We start from the raw sequence: 14,889 nt of genomic DNA on the forward strand, positions 1-14,889 counted from the left end.
CGAAAGGGGGAGCAAGATGTACCGTGTCCTGCTTGTTGATGATGAACCTTTTGCCATTGAAGGGCTCCAATTATTGATTGATTGGGAGAAGAACGGATTTGCGGTCGAATCCGTATGCGGGGATGGGGAGGAAGCGGCCCGGGTCATCCGCCAATCGAAGCCCGACTTGGTTGTTACCGATATTCGCATGCCTTCGATGGACGGATTAGAGCTGATTGAGCAGATGAGGCTGGAAGGCCATATGCAGACGAAGTTTGTGGTGATGAGCGGTTACAGCGATTTCGAATATGCACGAAGAGCACTTCAGCTTGGCGTCTCTCATTATTTGACGAAACCGATTATGAGCGACGAAGCGGATGAAGTGCTCGAGAGTTTAAATAAAGTTCTGGAAGAAGAGACCCGGAAGAGGCAGGCCGTCCGGCATACGGAGCGGTATGCGCAGCGCCGGGCTCTGCTCGCGCTGATCCGCGGCGAGGAACTATCCGAGACAGAGCAGGGCTCTATTGAACGTATTTCCGAAGGTGTCAAGGGCTGGGTGTATATGCGCGTGGAGCTGGATGAATCAGAGCTGGCTAATGCGATTGAAGCGGCCCAGGAGATGTTGGAAACGGAATCCGGTATGTCCGGATCAGTGGGTTATATAGTAGAGCAGGAGCTGGCCTCCTTTGGCTTGGCCTGCATGCTGCGGGATGACAGCAAGTCGGCCGTGCGTGAGCTCGCGGAGCTTGTCTACGGACGGCTTCGTAAAGCTATGAGCGGAAGCTTCAGCTTAGTCGTCGGCAGCGCCGTGAATGAGCCGGACGACTTAAGCAGCTCTTACCGCCATATGCTGCAAGCAAGCGCGTACCTCTTTTTTGACCGGAGGCAGAAACCTCTCTATTACGAGGATATTAAAGAACAGGACTTTGGATATGATTCGCATTTGTGGGAAGCGGCAGAAGGGATCATAGAGGCCGTTGAAACGAATGATGAGCAGCAAATCATCGAGCGCCTGCAGCGGATCTTCGATCATTTTGCCAGGCAGATGACGATGCCTTCCCTGATCTCGGCTTTCTCGACGCATATTATGGTGCAATGCTCCGGCATCTGCAAAGAGCTTGGCGGAGATGCGGAGCAACTGCTTGAACGTACCGGCTCTCCGCTTATTGGAGCGCATGAGCATTCGTTGCTCAAGCTGCAAGCCTTCCTGCTTTCCTTTTGCTTGTTGTGCCGAGAGGAACTGTCCGCTCTTCGCAACAGGCAGCAAGGAGGGACGATCGCCAAGGTAGAAGAGTATTTGCGCCAGCATTACCGCGAGTCCATAACGGTGAAGGAGATCGCGGAGATTTATTATATGAACCCGGTCTATCTGGGGCAAGCCTTTACGCGGAAATACGGGGTCAGCATTCACGAGTATATTCATCGTCTGCGCATGGATGAGGCGAAGGAGCAGCTTCATAAACAGGAGATTTCAGGGGCAGCACTTGCGGAGGGCCTTGGCTACTGCAGCTATCAGCACTTCTTGAAGCAATTCGAGAAGCGGTACGGGATGAAGCTCGCCGAGTATAAAAAAACAATAATGGACCTTAAATCATAGGGGGATAATGCTTAACTCTGATTATGATGTAAACGCATACATCTGCTTCATAATGAAGAAGCAAGCACACAATTCGTAGGAGGAGAAGCAAATGGGGGTTAAAGGAAAAAAACCATTATTGACATCCATGGCCGTTGCGGTTGCCTTGAGCATGACGCTTGCTGCCTGCAGCAACGGCGGCAGCAATAACGGGAACAGCAACGCATCTGCTGCACCGTCTAATGCAGCTACTAACAGCGGCAATGCAGCAAGTCCGGAAGCTACGGAAGAAGCGCTTAAGCCGATTGAAATTTCAGCGTTTATGGGTGCGCCAGGTCAAGCGCCAACTCCGGATAACAAACTGTTCAAGGCCATAAAAGATGAGCTTGGCATTACGTTCAAACAGGAATTCCTGGTTGGCGATCTGGAGCAAAAGCTGGGCGTTATGATTGCCGGCGGCGACTATCCGGACCTGATCACGGCGGATCCGAAGCTCGTATCGGCCGGTGCGGTTATTCCGCTTGAAGATCTCATTGAGCAATATGCTCCTAAGCTGAAAGAGCACTACGCAAAATATTGGAATCGGATGAAGGATCCTTCCGACGGTCATATTTACTGGCTGCCGAACTACGGCGCTTACCAAGGCGAGGTGAATGAAACCTGGTACAGCGGTCCGGCATTCTGGATTCAAAAGGCCGTTCTGAAGGAGTTTGGCTATCCAAAGCTTCAAACGCTTGATGAATACATGGACCTGATTCGTCAATATGCAGCGAAATATCCGGAGATCGACGGTCAGAAAACGATTGGCTTTACGACTCTTGCTTCGGACTGGCGGACATTTGGCCTGCTTAATGCTCCAGAGCATCTGACAGGACATCCGAATGACGGCGGCGTAATTGTCGATAACGGCGTGGCCAGCGTATTTGCCGACAAGGATATTTCGAAAACGTATTACAAAGAGCTGAACGCCCTGTACAACGAAGGGTTGATGGACAAAGAAGCCTTCACGCAAAACTATGACCAGTATCTGGCGAAGCTGACCACAGGCAGCGTGCTTGGTATGTTCGACCAGCACTGGAACTTCCAAACCGCTGAAGACTCCTTGAATACACAAAACAAATCGGAACGCACTTATGTAGGAATCCCGCTTGTTTATGACACAAGCATTAAAGACTACTATCGTGACCGTGCTGTTATCAACTTAAACAACGGCTTTGGTATTTCCGTTGACGCGAAGGATCCTAAGCGCATCATTCAGGCGCTTGAACAACTGATGGACGAGAAATATCAGAAGATGTTCACTTGGGGCGAAGAAGGCGTTGACTATCAAGTTGGGGCAGACGGCAAATATACACGGACGCCTGAGCAGCGTACACAATATGATGACCCGGCATGGAAACTGGCTAATCTCGGCAACGGCATCTTCACTTACCTGCCTAAAATTGAAGGTACGCTGAGCGACGGCAATGCAACATCACCGGGCGGCGACCCGCAAGAGTTCTATGACAGCCTGAAAGATGTCGACAAAGAAGTACTGTCCGCCTACGGACATAAAACATGGACCGATTTCTTCTCGGCACCGCCAGATAACCCGGTTTACTACCCGGCTTGGCAGATCGACCTGATTGACGGTTCAGATGCTTCGATCGCCAATAAGAAGATGACGGATGCGTCTCTCAAATTCTTGCCTCGCGCGATTATGTCGAAACCGGATCAATTCGATAAAGTATGGCAGGACTACGTGGACGAGTATAAGAAAATCAACGTGAAAGCTTACGAGGACCGCATTAACGAGCAGATCCAATGGCGTATCCAGAACTGGTCGGCCCAATAAGACATTAAGCAGCAGAAAGCGGAAGGGATGAAGCAGACTGCCTCATGCCTTCCGCTTTATCTTTGGAGTGGAGGAAGAGAGATGGCGAAACCCGTTGATGCATTAGCTTTAGAGGCGGCTGTCCAGCCGAAGAAGACCCGCAAATCCAGGCGGTTCAAAAACCAGGGTCAGCTGATGTGGATGTCGCTGCCCGTACTCATTTATGTCATGCTCTTCTCGTATTACCCGATTTGGGGATGGACGATGGCTTTTCAGAATTACAAGCCGGCCAAATCTTTTGCACAGCAGGAGTGGGTAGGTTTAAAGCAGTTCAAGTTCCTGTTTACCGATGAAGGCTTTCTGCGAGTTCTTCGCAATACGATTGGCATGAGCGCCATTAATATGGTGCTGGGATTCGTAACGGCGATTGTCTTTGCGATATTGTTAAATGAAGTGAAGAACAAGCTGTTCAAGCGTTCGATTCAGACGATTTCGTATTTGCCGCATTTTCTGTCGTGGATTATCGTTACGGGGATCGTTGCAAGTTCGCTATCCGTAGATGGCGGTATCGTTAATGAGGTACTCATGAAGCTGGGCTTTATTCATGAACCAATCCTGTGGCTTAGCGAACCTAAATATTTCTGGGGCATTGTTGGCGCATCGCATGTTTGGAAAGAAGTCGGTTGGAATGCAATCATCTATTTGGCGGCGATTACCTCTATTGATCCCTCGCTGTACGAGGCGGCAGAGATCGACGGAGCTAACCGTTACCATAAGATGTGGTATATAACACTCCCGGGCATCAAGTCTATCGTTATTATTTTGCTCATCATGAACCTGGGCTGGATTCTGGAAGCGGGCTTTGAAGTGCAGTATTTGCTTGGTAATGGCGTTGTTGTCGACTGGTCGGAGACGATTGATATCTTCGTACTGAAATACGGGCTCAAGCAGGGCAACTACTCGCTGGCTACCGCAGCCGGCATATTCAAGACGGTTGTCAGCATCACGCTCATCTATGCGGCCAATACGCTAGCGAAGCGGTTCGGCGAAGAAAGGCTTATTTGATTAGGCTTATGCTTACGATGCAACAATTATCATTAATAGCCCAAACTAGGCTATTAAAGTGTTAGGGGGATAACATGAGAAAAAGAACAGTTCAGCTTGAGCCAGCGGTATTTAATACAGTGAATGCAATTATCATGATTATGCTGGCCGTTGTTACACTCTACCCCTTCTTGAATACGCTTGCCGTATCCTTTAACGCGGGGCTTGATACGATTCGGGGCGGCATCTATATTTGGCCGAGAATGTGGACCCTTCAGAACTACAAGGCAGTATTCATTACAGGAACCGTGTTTAACGCATTCTACATCTCGGTTGCCCGTACGATATTGGCAACGGTGCTCAGCCTGTTCCTTACTACGATGCTGGCGTATACCGTCAGCCGGAAGGAATATGCTTTCCGTAAGCCGATTACGATTATGATCGTCATGACGATGTATTTTAACGCGGGACTGATCCCGTATTACTTCCTGATCAAGGATCTTCACCTGCTGAATAACTTCCTGGTCTATATTGTTCCCGGCCTGGTCAGCGCCTTTAACATGATCGTTATCCGTACCTATATCGGGACATTGTCCGAGAGCTTGATTGAATCGGCCAAAGTGGACGGGGCAGGCGATTTCCGTATCTTCATGCAGGTCATTCTTCCGCTGTGCCAGCCGGTGCTGGCAACGGTCGCGCTGTTCGTAGCAGTAGGACAATGGAACTCCTGGTTCGACACGTTCCTGTTCACCTCCTCGAAGCAGGAGCTCAGCACGCTCCAATACGAGCTGATGAAGCTTCTCTCGTCGGCGATGAACTCGAACAGCAATCCGGCGCTTCAGAACGGTGCCGATCCAAACGCGGCCAAAGCGATGGTCACGCCCCTCTCGATCCGCGCAGCAATCACGATTGTCGCATCCGTGCCTATCCTGATCGTATACCCGTTCCTGCAAAAATACTTTGTTGTCGGCATGCAGCTCGGCAGCGTAAAAGAATAAGCATCACGCGAATTGGACCATCCTAAAAGGGTGGTCTTTTTTTGGTTAAAGAGGCAAACTACGCATTTGAAATGTTCTTCCGATCGCCATTGCTCGAGATTTCCTTGAATCAACGAAGATCGTTGGAATCCTCGAGCAAAAGCGAACGCTAAAAGCTTTCTGAAAGAAAGCTGCTTCGGAAGCATATACTGCCGCTTCTCCAGAATCATTCGAAATGCTCCTTTTGCCTTTTAACCTTTTTTGTTTAATAAAGGACTTCAGCTCAGTTTCGAAGCTTACTGAACTTGATTAAAAAGCTGAAACATGGCCGAGGTGCCTCTAGTCTCCACCTGAGAGGCTGAAAACAGCCTAACAGAGCTTGTTGGGGTAGGTTTGCAGGGTGTGAAAGGCTGATTTCAGCCTTACAGCAGGTAGTACAATACGGCAGTCAGGGTCATCTGACTGCCGTACTGGCTACAATCGAAGAAATTGGGGGGCAACAGCGATCGGAAGGACGTTATTTCCGCGCAGTGGCTGTTACCTTCAACCAAAGCGTTCCCGCACAGCTAACACACTCACCTTAGTAAATCTCTACATTATTAGGATTATTACGGCCAACTTCTTTGCTTAATTCCTCGAATGATTTCACTTTGCCATGTGTCGGATGCTGCGAATGCTTGCGCTGGCGCCAGGCGTTCTCGCGTCGGTTTTTTGGCGATGTCATGGTTATTACCTCCCTTCATAAGCAATAGGTTGGCGTTTTAAGCGGTGAATCATGCAGAAGATAACGGTCATCATAATTTAGGCGATTTAGGAAATGATAACCTCTAATAATGAACGGTGGTGACAACAATGCCGACGAAAGCGAAAAAAGCCAAAAGCTTGCCCGAAGGGCGATTGGATCATCACTCAATTGATCAATTCGAGGACGTTCCCATTCGATCAACCATAGACGAGAACAACAAAATTATGGAGGAGTTGTTCAAGGACAGCTCGGATATTGTTCTCCGTAAATTCGAAATCGAGAACGGTCCGAAAGCGATGCTTTGTTACGTTGACGGTATGGTAACAACTAGTGCCGTTGATGATGCATTAAAGGCGCTGATGATACTCGAGGGCAACGCTTTTACCGTTGATCAAATTACCGAGCAGACGCTTCCCGTTGCCCAGGCTTCGAAAATCCAGTTTTTTAAAGAGCTCCTGACCAATCTTTTATCAGGCGACAGTGTTCTGTTTGTAGACGGGCAGGATACAGCGGTATGCCTGGGGCTTCGCGGCGGAATACGGCGCAGCGTGGCCGAGCCGGAGACGGAAACCGTCGTAAGGGGGCCAAGGGAGGGCTTTAATGAGCATCTTCGCACGAATACATCCCTTGTGCGAAGCAAGATCAAGTCTCCCCGGTTAAAGATGAAGTCCTTCGTAATCGGTACGGAGACCCAAACGAATGTCATACTTACCTATATGGCTGGAATTGTCGATCCAAGGCTGCTGGAAGAAGTGGAGAACCGCTTAAGCGACATCAGGATCGACGGCGTACTGGAAAGCGGCTATATCGAGGAGTTTATTCAAGATCAGGGCTATTCGCCTTTTCCGCAGGTGCAAACAACGGAGCGTCCAGATACGGTAGCGGCAGCTATTCTGGAAGGACGTGTTGCTATTATGGTTGATGGAACTCCATTTGCTTTGATAGCTCCTTTTGGATTCTGGCAATGGCTGCAAGCCAGCGAGGATTATTATGAGCGTTTTATGGCTTCCACCTTATTGCGGTGGCTCAGGCTAATCAGTCTGTTTTTCGCGTTGTTATCACCAGCTTTATATATTGCGGTTTCAACGTATCATCCGGAAATGATTCCTACGAATCTGCTGCTAAGTATTGCGGCTTCACGGGAAGCGATCCCTTTTCCGGCTGTGGTAGAAGCTCTCATTATGGAGCTTGCCTTTGAAGCCCTGCGGGAAGCGGGCGTCCGGCTTCCCCGGATCGTTGGTCAAGCGGTCAGTATTTTGGGTGCGCTGGTTGTCGGACAGGCGGCCGTTCAGGCAGGCATCGTTTCGGCAGCGATGGTTATCGTTGTGTCCATGACGGGGATTGCTTCATTTACACTCCCTCGTTACAATGCTTCCATTTCGATACGGATGCTGCGCTTTCCATTAATGCTGCTGGCTTCTGTATTCGGGCTGCTTGGCATTATGATTGGCGTCATGGTTATTGTAGGGCATTTATCGAAGATCACGACATTTGGGGTTCCTTATCTTGCCCCTGTTACGCCGCTTGAGGTTTCCGATCTAAAAGATGTTATGGTCCGCGCGCCTTGGTGGAAGATGAACAAGCGGCCGAAATATTTGGGTAACCGAAATGTCCGCCGTCAGCGCCCACAGTCCTGATCAAGCAGAGAGGAGTATCGAATACAGCTATGAAAATGAGTAAAGTATGGCGTGTGCTTTCCATAAGCATGTGTATGGGGATGCTCCTCATTCTTACGGGCTGCTGGGACCGCCGCGAGATTAATGACGTCGCGTTTGTACTGGCCAGTGCAATAGATAAAGAAGGAGATAGTATCCGGGTTAGTGTGCTTATTCCGCTGCCGGGCAATATGGGAAGCAGCGCTGGCGGTGGAGGCGGTTCAGGCGGGCAAAAGCCGTTTACGATCAAGACCGAAACAGGCAATACCGTCCGCGAAGCAGTCTCAAAGCTTCAATTCCAATTGCCGAGACATCTGTTTTTCGGCCATCGGCGTGTCATCATCATCGGTGAACAGCTGGCAAGGGAGGAAGGAGTAGACACTATCTTCGATGGGGTTACACGTACACCGGAAAACCGGTTAACCGCTTTTATTGCGATTTCTGATGGCAAAGCACAGGATGTGCTTAACGCTGACACACGACTTGAGCGCTTCTCAGCCGAGTCAATGAGGGAGCTCCTTCAATCGGAAGCGAGCGTTCGTATCTCCTTAAAGGATGTCGTGGGCAAAATTATTTCTATAGGCGAGGATGCTTTTTTTCCGTACATAGAGAAAGTGAAGACGAAGATTAAAGGCCAGGAATCGGAAGATATTCTGATAGAGGGATTTGTACTGACGCATAACGGTAAAATGACCGGAACAGTAAAAGGGAATGCGGCGATTGGTCTCCGGCTGCTTAATCATTCATTCCGTAAATATGATGAAACGTTTAATGATGCGGGCAACTTTTTGACGGTAGCGATTACGGAGGCTGATATCAAGATTAAGCCTGTAATGAAGAACGGGGAGTTGTCCTTCCGTATTCACTCGATGGTCAAAGCAAGCGTGAATGAGGACCTTGATCCGAATAGGAATTACGACGACTACGAGACGCGCAAGCAAATTGAGCAAATCGTTTCACAGCGTGTGGAAGATAATATCAAGCTTGCTATTAAGAAGATGCAGCAGAGTAATAGCGACGCCATCGGTTTTGGCCTGCATGCGTACCGTGCTTACCCTCAAATCTGGACCAAACAATACCGCAAGGATTGGGAGACGATTTTCCCGGAGATGAAGTTCGAAGTGACGGCAAAGGCTAACCTTTATCGGTTTGGCATGAGCAGCGAGAACCTGGGAAGGAAGGATCAGTAGGATGGACATCGGATTTATTACACTAACGATCCTTCTTCTCATCGGTACAACCGTTGTCAAATGGAAGCACATGAAGAATACATCAAGCAAGGTGTTGTATTTCACCATAGTAGGATTAATTGCCGTGTTAATTATCTTCTGCGTTAATTATAAAGCTTACTCCATCCTGAATGTCACTATCATACGGGAAATGGTGATGGGGATGTATAATCTGATGAGAGGACAGGGGGGCTAATATGCAAGACCGCATGAAAGTATCCGCACTGCAGATGGCACTGCTGGTTGGATCACTGCTTATTGCTTCCAATATGAATACAATGCCGACAGCCATTACGATGGCTGCTGAACAAGATGCCTGGTACGCCTATCTTTTTCCGATCCCGTATGGGATCGGAATGGCTTATCTGATGTGGAGGCTGGCTCGCTTTAGTCCTGGCAAAAATATGTACGAAATCATGCAGCACGCCTGCGGCAAATGGTTAGGGGGACTGCTTAACGGGATCTTGATTGTCTATCTATCGATGGATTTAATCAGTCAGCTTCGGATCTACAGTGATTTCTTCAGTTCCTCCATTCTGCTGCGGACGCCTCAAATCTATATTCTGCTTATGACGATGCTTCTGCTTGTCTATTATGCAGGAGGCTCCATGGAGCATTTGTTTCGGACAAACGTGGTGTTTGTCTCTTTATTTCTGGCCCTCTACATGTTAACTCCGATGTTCCTGCTTAATGAGATTGATATGAACAAGCTCAAGCCATCACTTAGCAGCGGTATATTCCAGCCGCTAAAAGGCGGAATACTTGCGTTTGGCTCTTTCACGGATCTTATCATCTTTGGAGCCTTTCTTCATCATGTGAGAAGACCGCGGGATATTTATATTGCGATGAAAATGGGCGTGATTTACTCCGCGTTTATGCTTACGATTTGGTTATTTTGCGTGGTCAGCGTCATTAGTCCGATTCTCTCCTCACGGATGCTGTATATCGGCTGGATTCTCGTGCAGCAGATTCATATTACTGATTTCCTGGACAGGATTGACTTATTCCTGATCTCCATGTTCGTCCCGGTGCTCCTCATTAAGTACGCGGCCCTGTATATTGCGGTTTTGACGGGGATTGCTTCCTACACGAAGCAGAAAAAATTCGACTTTATCAATCTGCCGATGGGCATTGTAATCACGATCCTGTCGGCCATTACTTTCGATAATACGGATGAAGTATCGGTGTTCTATGCATTTGGCCTCCTGCCGATATCGGTTGGTGTACAGATCCTGTTCCTTGCGGGCTTATTTATTGGGCTTGGGGTTCGGAAGAAGAAAAGTATACCTTCCGATATGAAAGCATCCGGTTACAGTATTGGGGTGTGGCTGACGCTTGCGGGAGGGATAGCAACGATAATCTCGGGTGCATTGGTCGGGAATCAGCGGGGTTATTACGGCAGTATCTGTGCGAGTCTGTTCGTCATTTTCCTTGTGCTGTGTGTATTTTTGAGTATAAAAGAGTACACTACCGGGATTCGCGGAAAGGTATAGAAATGGATAGCGGCACCCTGATTAGGGTGCCGCTGATTTGTGTAACGTATATTTAACCTTGGCGGCAGTACTTGTACTTCATACAGCATCATGCTGGCCGCGTGGTTCATATCCCTTGTTAATTGCAACAAGATTTTGTGTGAGATGCTCATCTTGCGCATACTTTTGGGTTGCTTTGTGTAACGGACAAAGCAGCTTGTAAGCATACTTTAAAACAACGAAAGCCCTGCCTCTCTTCCGTCCTTGCGGCTCCTAGACCGCGCCAGTGTGAATCAAAGTTCTTACTGTTCGTAAGGATTGGAATTAACAGAAAAAGAAAAATCTAATTCGAGGAATTCATGAAATTTTTCTGTTTTTGGAGGGATATACAGGGGTTAAATATAACACAACTTTTTTAGTATAAACGTATTCGCCAGATAAAGCAAGTAAAAGTAAGAAATTGTTAGGTCCACTTCGCTGCCCACAGCTTCATTTGCTTCAGGATATGATGCAAATCCTCGCCTTTTGGCGTAAGCGTATATTCAACTGTAACGGGAACGGTCGGGAATACGTGCCGCTCCAGCACCCCTTTTTCCTCCAGGTGACGGAGTGTCGTTGTCAACGCGCGAGGGCTGACCGCCGGAATCAGGCGCTGCAGCTCGCCGAATCTTCTTGTACCGCAGAACAGCTCTCTGATCACAAGAAATGCCCATTTGCCGCCGATAACATCCAGCGTCTTCTCGATATTGCATTCAATTGTAACAGGTTCTTTCGGAATGTAATTATTCGCGTTCATGATCATTAAAGCTCCTTTCTTTCCTAACGATCCAAAGTTACCTTCAGTATAGTATATATAATAGAAATAAGAAATTAAAAAACAGCACTGTTATTAATTTCATTCCTTCATTTAAATAAGGTATGATGGGTTCAGATTTAGTGAAGGGATGGAAGGTATGAAGCTCTATTTGCTTAGAGGGTATAATTTCTTTTATTTCTCCATGTTCGCGATGTTCCTTTCCTTCCTGCCGATATACTTTGCCGAGAAGGGGATGACCGCTTCCGAGATTGGCATCATTTTAGGGACTGGAAGCATAATTGGCGTGGTCTCCCAGCCTTTGTGGGGGATGATCAGTGATCGATATAAAACGGTCAAAGTTGTGCTGCTCATTTTGCTGGCTGCGTCTATTTGTCTTGGGATGGTGCTGTTCTCGGTATCGCTTATGCCCGCAGCTTTTGCGCTGACGGCCATGATGTATTTCTTCCTGATGCCAGCCGATCCATTAACGGAGAGCATGAATTACCGTATCGCGGAAAGAGCAGGTGTCAGCTTTGGTTCCGTCCGGATGTATGGCGCGCTTGGTTATGCAGTTGCTTCCTATATAATAGGGTACATTGGGGATCAATACGGGATGGGCAGCTTCGCGTATATGTATGGCATCTATGGAATCGTTACGTTGCTGCTTTGCGCCATGCTGCCGGAAACTCCGGCGACAGGGAAACCCGTAGCCTGGATGGATATGGTGCCCTTCTTCCAGGATAGACGAACCGTACAGTTTCTGCTGTTAGTGCTTCTGATTGCGATTCCTCATCGGATGAATGACAGCTATGTAGGCTTATACGTACAGAGCCTCGGCGGCGGGGTAGGGATGGTTGGCATGGCCTGGTTCATTATGACGCTGGTGGAGGTTGCGTTCTTTGCGCTGATTCACCGCTTCATCAAGCCGGGCAAAGAGCTGCTGGTCATTTCGATTGCTGCAGGCTTTTATGTACTCCGCTTTGCGCTTTCTGCCTGGTGGGATCATCCGGTTGCGATAGTGGGGCTGCAGCTCCTGCAGGGAGTTTCCTTCGTGCTGTTCTATGCGGCATCCATTCAATATCTGTACACGTTAATTCCGGAGCAATGGAAAGCCACCGGACAAACGATTCTCGCGATGCTGCTGTTTGGTATATCGAGCATCATTTCCTCAACGGTTGGCGGATGGCTGTTCGATTGGATAGGGGGACCTGCACTCTATGCCTGTATGTCGGCATTATCCTTCATCGGGGCATGCTGCGGCTTGCTCATTCAGCGCAATGTCAGTCAAATCAAAAAGGGAATCCGTCACCCTGAAACTTAGATTGTCAAGAAACCAATCTGAGTTTCAGGGGGGGCCGGATTCCATTCTTTTTTTCTTTATATAATAGGAAGAGATTTTTTTGGCGCGATTATTGAGTAGGGATGATGGACTGTCCGCCTTTGTGTTTCGCTCGGATATTTTCGTCATCCTTCATCTTCTGAGGCATAATATCCCCGCCTGCGAACTGGTACTTCACCAAAGTGTTGAAGTCATTCAGCCACGGGGTTAAGGAATGATTCATCCAAGCCTGCTTGGCATACTCATTCAGCTCATTCACGTAGTCCATATTGGCAGAGATGTGTACTTCCTGAACAGTTGGTGCAAGCTCCCTTACCTTAATGGCAACAGTCTGCTTGAGCTCATCGGACAACATGCTGTGATCATTAACCGTAAACAAGGAGTTATACGGCGTCACCAGATGCCGGTTATCCCAGCGCTGACTGCCGGTGTCATGGTTGTATACCCCTTCGCTTGCGCCGCTGCGGTCTTGCTCGTCTGTATGGCCGGTGCTTTTAGTTCCGACAGCAGTCCAGTCCAGCGCCAGTCCAACGTAGGCGTTTTTGTCGGTAAGCATAACGATGGCAGAGCCTACACCGCCGAGCTTGGATACTTCATTAGAGATCGTGTTGCTGTATTCAAAAAAGGCGTTGTCATGCTGGTAAGGATTGTTTGCGGAAGAGGTACCGTATAATTTGCCGCCAAGCATCTTGGCGTCTCCGGCTTTCCGGCTTCCGTAATCATGGTCGCTGCTTTGGATGCGCTTCTCATAGCCGCAGGCTGCAGTCATGCTGATTAGTAAACAAGAAATCATCAGTAATCCGGCTACTCGTTTGTTCATGGGGAATCAGCCTCCATTCGGGCGGTTATAGGAATAGCTTCTGTAGGGAACGATGAAATATACGCTTCGAACCCCATACATAATTGACCATGGGTTTGGTGCACAATGTAGGGTAAGGAAACCTGTTCATAAGCATGTTTTGAATCCCTTTTTCAAAGCCGGGAAACCTTGAAAAACCTGAGTTTTTGACAGCTTTGAGAACAATTTGTGAACTCTCTGTGGAACATTGACAAATAAGTACAGCAACTTTATATTTAATTAAGTGATTTAGTTCCAGTAGTTGTCATAACATCTGTGAAACACGCAGTTTGCCGCATTATTACTAAGATGATAGCATCTGCGAAAACGTCAAAAGTGGGGTTGATTATTGATGAATCGGTGGCAGTTTTTTAGAAAGCTTGCGCCGCTTCTGGCCTTGATGGTGCTTGTGCTGTCGGCATGCGGACGGAGTGACCTGTCCACGCTGAGGCCCCAAGGTCCTGTAGCGGAAGAGCAATTCGGACTGATGAAGCTGGCGATCTCGATCATGTTAATCGTGATTGTTGTCGTGTTTGCGATTTCTTTCTATGTAATTATTCGTTTCCGCAGACGTCCTGGCGACAAAACGATTCCGAAACAAGTAGAAGGTAGCCACAAACTGGAGATTATTTGGACAGTCATTCCGATTATCCTGCTGATTATCCTTGGCGTACCGACTATTCAATCGGTATTTAACCTCTCAAAGGATCATACAAAAGATCCGGATGCGGTTAAAGTTATCGTTACGTCTCACCAATATTGGTGGGAATTCGAGTATCCTGAGCTCGGAATCAAGACTGCACAAGAGTTAGTTATTCCAAAGGGTAAGACGATCTCCATCGAAGCCAAATCCGCAGACGTTCTTCACTCGTTCTGGATTCCTTCGCTTGCAGGTAAAGTCGATACAAACCCGGGAGCTAACGTAAACATTATGTACTTCTCGGCTGATAAAGAAGGCGTTTACTTAGGTAAATGTGCCGAGCTTTGCGGACCTTCGCACGGCCTTATGGACTTTAAAGTAAAATCGGTGGACGAGGCTTCGTTCGACCGGTGGGCAGCAGCATTGCAAGCTCCGGTTGCGCTTCCAAGCGATCCGGCAATTAAAGAAGCCTTTGTTAGCAAATGTCTGACTTGCCACGCAGTAGGCGATCAAGGCGGTCCGGCATATCCTAACCTGACAGGCATAGGCAGCCGTGAGACTGTTGGTGGTATTCTCGTTAACACTGATGATCCGAAGTATTCCAACGAGGGTTCGACTTATGACAACATGCATCGCTGGATCGAAGATCCGTCGGCTGTAAAACCTGGCTCGCAGATGCCTAAGGTTGATTTAACGCAACAAGAGCTTGACGGAATTTCGAAATACTTATCGGAACTTACTCTCGACTACGAACAATAATCATCGGTGATTAAAGGAGGTACCTAC

General features: G+C 48.2%; 13 protein-coding genes. 10 read left to right on the forward strand and 3 right to left on the reverse strand.

Annotated features, from left to right (window positions below):
- The first annotated feature begins 16 nt into the window (after window positions 1-16).
- The 4 genes from BM200_RS08975 to BM200_RS08990 all read left to right on the forward strand — a co-directional run bounded on the left by BM200_RS08975 (window position 17) and on the right by BM200_RS08990 (window position 5,410).
- Window positions 17-1,576 (forward strand): response regulator transcription factor, encoded by a 1,560-nt coding sequence (locus BM200_RS08975; RefSeq protein ID WP_091184125.1) that lies wholly within the window; start codon window positions 17-19, stop codon window positions 1,574-1,576.
- 91 nt (window positions 1,577-1,667) lie between these two features.
- A complete protein-coding gene (locus BM200_RS08980; RefSeq protein ID WP_091184128.1) occupies window positions 1,668-3,389 on the forward strand; it encodes an ABC transporter substrate-binding protein in 1,722 nt (573 codons plus the stop codon).
- A gap of 81 nt (window positions 3,390-3,470) precedes the next feature.
- Complete coding sequence (locus BM200_RS08985) at window positions 3,471-4,433, forward strand: ABC transporter permease (RefSeq protein ID WP_091184131.1); 963 nt, start codon at window positions 3,471-3,473, stop codon at window positions 4,431-4,433.
- A gap of 74 nt (window positions 4,434-4,507) precedes the next feature.
- Complete coding sequence (locus tag BM200_RS08990) at window positions 4,508-5,410, forward strand: carbohydrate ABC transporter permease (protein ID WP_091184134.1); 903 nt, start codon at window positions 4,508-4,510, stop codon at window positions 5,408-5,410.
- Between the two features lie 559 nt (window positions 5,411-5,969).
- Here the strand turns inward: BM200_RS08990 and BM200_RS29950 are convergent.
- Entirely contained in the window at window positions 5,970-6,113 is a 144-nt protein-coding gene (locus BM200_RS29950) for a DUF6254 family protein (protein WP_175532803.1), read from the reverse strand.
- Between the two features lie 128 nt (window positions 6,114-6,241).
- Between BM200_RS29950 and BM200_RS08995 the strand changes: the two genes are divergently transcribed.
- From BM200_RS08995 to BM200_RS09010, 4 genes are read left to right on the forward strand one after another with little or no spacing between them, the layout of a single operon-like run.
- Window positions 6,242-7,771 carry a spore germination protein gene (locus BM200_RS08995; RefSeq protein ID WP_091184135.1) on the forward strand — a complete coding sequence of 510 codons (1,530 nt, stop codon included), beginning with the start codon at window positions 6,242-6,244 and terminating at the stop codon, window positions 7,769-7,771.
- Between the two features lie 29 nt (window positions 7,772-7,800).
- Window positions 7,801-8,979, forward strand: coding sequence for a Ger(x)C family spore germination protein (locus BM200_RS09000; RefSeq protein WP_091184138.1), 1,179 nt, complete (start codon window positions 7,801-7,803; stop codon window positions 8,977-8,979).
- Between the two features lies 1 nt (window position 8,980).
- A complete protein-coding gene (locus BM200_RS09005) occupies window positions 8,981-9,214 on the forward strand; it encodes a hypothetical protein (RefSeq protein ID WP_091184140.1) in 234 nt (77 codons plus the stop codon).
- A gap of 1 nt (window position 9,215) precedes the next feature.
- Complete coding sequence (locus tag BM200_RS09010) at window positions 9,216-10,511, forward strand: GerAB/ArcD/ProY family transporter (protein WP_091184143.1); 1,296 nt, start codon at window positions 9,216-9,218, stop codon at window positions 10,509-10,511.
- A 442-nt stretch (window positions 10,512-10,953) separates the two neighbouring features.
- Here the strand turns inward: BM200_RS09010 and BM200_RS09015 are convergent, their stop codons facing one another.
- On the reverse strand, window positions 10,954-11,292 hold the full coding sequence (locus tag BM200_RS09015; RefSeq protein ID WP_091184144.1) for a winged helix-turn-helix transcriptional regulator: 339 nt from the start codon (window positions 11,290-11,292) through the stop codon (window positions 10,954-10,956).
- Window positions 11,293-11,443: 151 nt separating this feature from the next.
- Between BM200_RS09015 and BM200_RS09020 the strand changes: the two genes are divergently transcribed.
- On the forward strand, window positions 11,444-12,607 hold the full coding sequence (locus tag BM200_RS09020; RefSeq protein WP_091184147.1) for an MFS transporter: 1,164 nt from the start codon (window positions 11,444-11,446) through the stop codon (window positions 12,605-12,607).
- Between the two features lie 88 nt (window positions 12,608-12,695).
- On the opposite strand, the gene BM200_RS09025 is transcribed toward BM200_RS09020, so the two are convergent.
- Entirely contained in the window at window positions 12,696-13,445 is a 750-nt protein-coding gene (locus BM200_RS09025; RefSeq protein WP_091184148.1) for a hypothetical protein, read from the reverse strand.
- A 367-nt stretch (window positions 13,446-13,812) separates the two neighbouring features.
- Between BM200_RS09025 and coxB the strand changes: the two genes are divergently transcribed.
- The gene (coxB, locus tag BM200_RS09030; protein WP_091184150.1) at window positions 13,813-14,862 is read left to right on the forward strand and encodes a cytochrome c oxidase subunit II; all 1,050 of its coding nucleotides are present in this window, start codon (window positions 13,813-13,815) and stop codon (window positions 14,860-14,862) included.
- The last annotated feature ends 27 nt before the right edge of the window (window positions 14,863-14,889 follow it).

Origin of the sequence: Paenibacillus catalpae (assembly GCF_900112695.1) — a bacterium.
Taxonomy (GTDB): Bacteria; Bacillota; Bacilli; order Paenibacillales; family Paenibacillaceae; genus Pristimantibacillus; species Pristimantibacillus catalpae.

Coding starts and splice junctions, on each gene's coding strand:
- BM200_RS08975 (WP_091184125.1), top strand. CDS start 17: ATGTACCGTGTCCTGCTTGTTGATGATGAACCTTTTGCCATTGAAGGG.
- BM200_RS08980 (WP_091184128.1), top strand. CDS start 1,668: ATGGGGGTTAAAGGAAAAAAACCATTATTGACATCCATGGCCGTTGCG.
- BM200_RS08985 (WP_091184131.1), top strand. CDS start 3,471: ATGGCGAAACCCGTTGATGCATTAGCTTTAGAGGCGGCTGTCCAGCCG.
- BM200_RS08990 (WP_091184134.1), top strand. CDS start 4,508: ATGAGAAAAAGAACAGTTCAGCTTGAGCCAGCGGTATTTAATACAGTG.
- BM200_RS29950 (WP_175532803.1), bottom strand. CDS start 6,113: ATGACATCGCCAAAAAACCGACGCGAGAACGCCTGGCGCCAGCGCAAG.
- BM200_RS08995 (WP_091184135.1), top strand. CDS start 6,242: ATGCCGACGAAAGCGAAAAAAGCCAAAAGCTTGCCCGAAGGGCGATTG.
- BM200_RS09000 (WP_091184138.1), top strand. CDS start 7,801: ATGAAAATGAGTAAAGTATGGCGTGTGCTTTCCATAAGCATGTGTATG.
- BM200_RS09005 (WP_091184140.1), top strand. CDS start 8,981: ATGGACATCGGATTTATTACACTAACGATCCTTCTTCTCATCGGTACA.
- BM200_RS09010 (WP_091184143.1), top strand. CDS start 9,216: ATGCAAGACCGCATGAAAGTATCCGCACTGCAGATGGCACTGCTGGTT.
- BM200_RS09015 (WP_091184144.1), bottom strand. CDS start 11,292: ATGATCATGAACGCGAATAATTACATTCCGAAAGAACCTGTTACAATT.
- BM200_RS09020 (WP_091184147.1), top strand. CDS start 11,444: ATGAAGCTCTATTTGCTTAGAGGGTATAATTTCTTTTATTTCTCCATG.
- BM200_RS09025 (WP_091184148.1), bottom strand. CDS start 13,445: ATGAACAAACGAGTAGCCGGATTACTGATGATTTCTTGTTTACTAATC.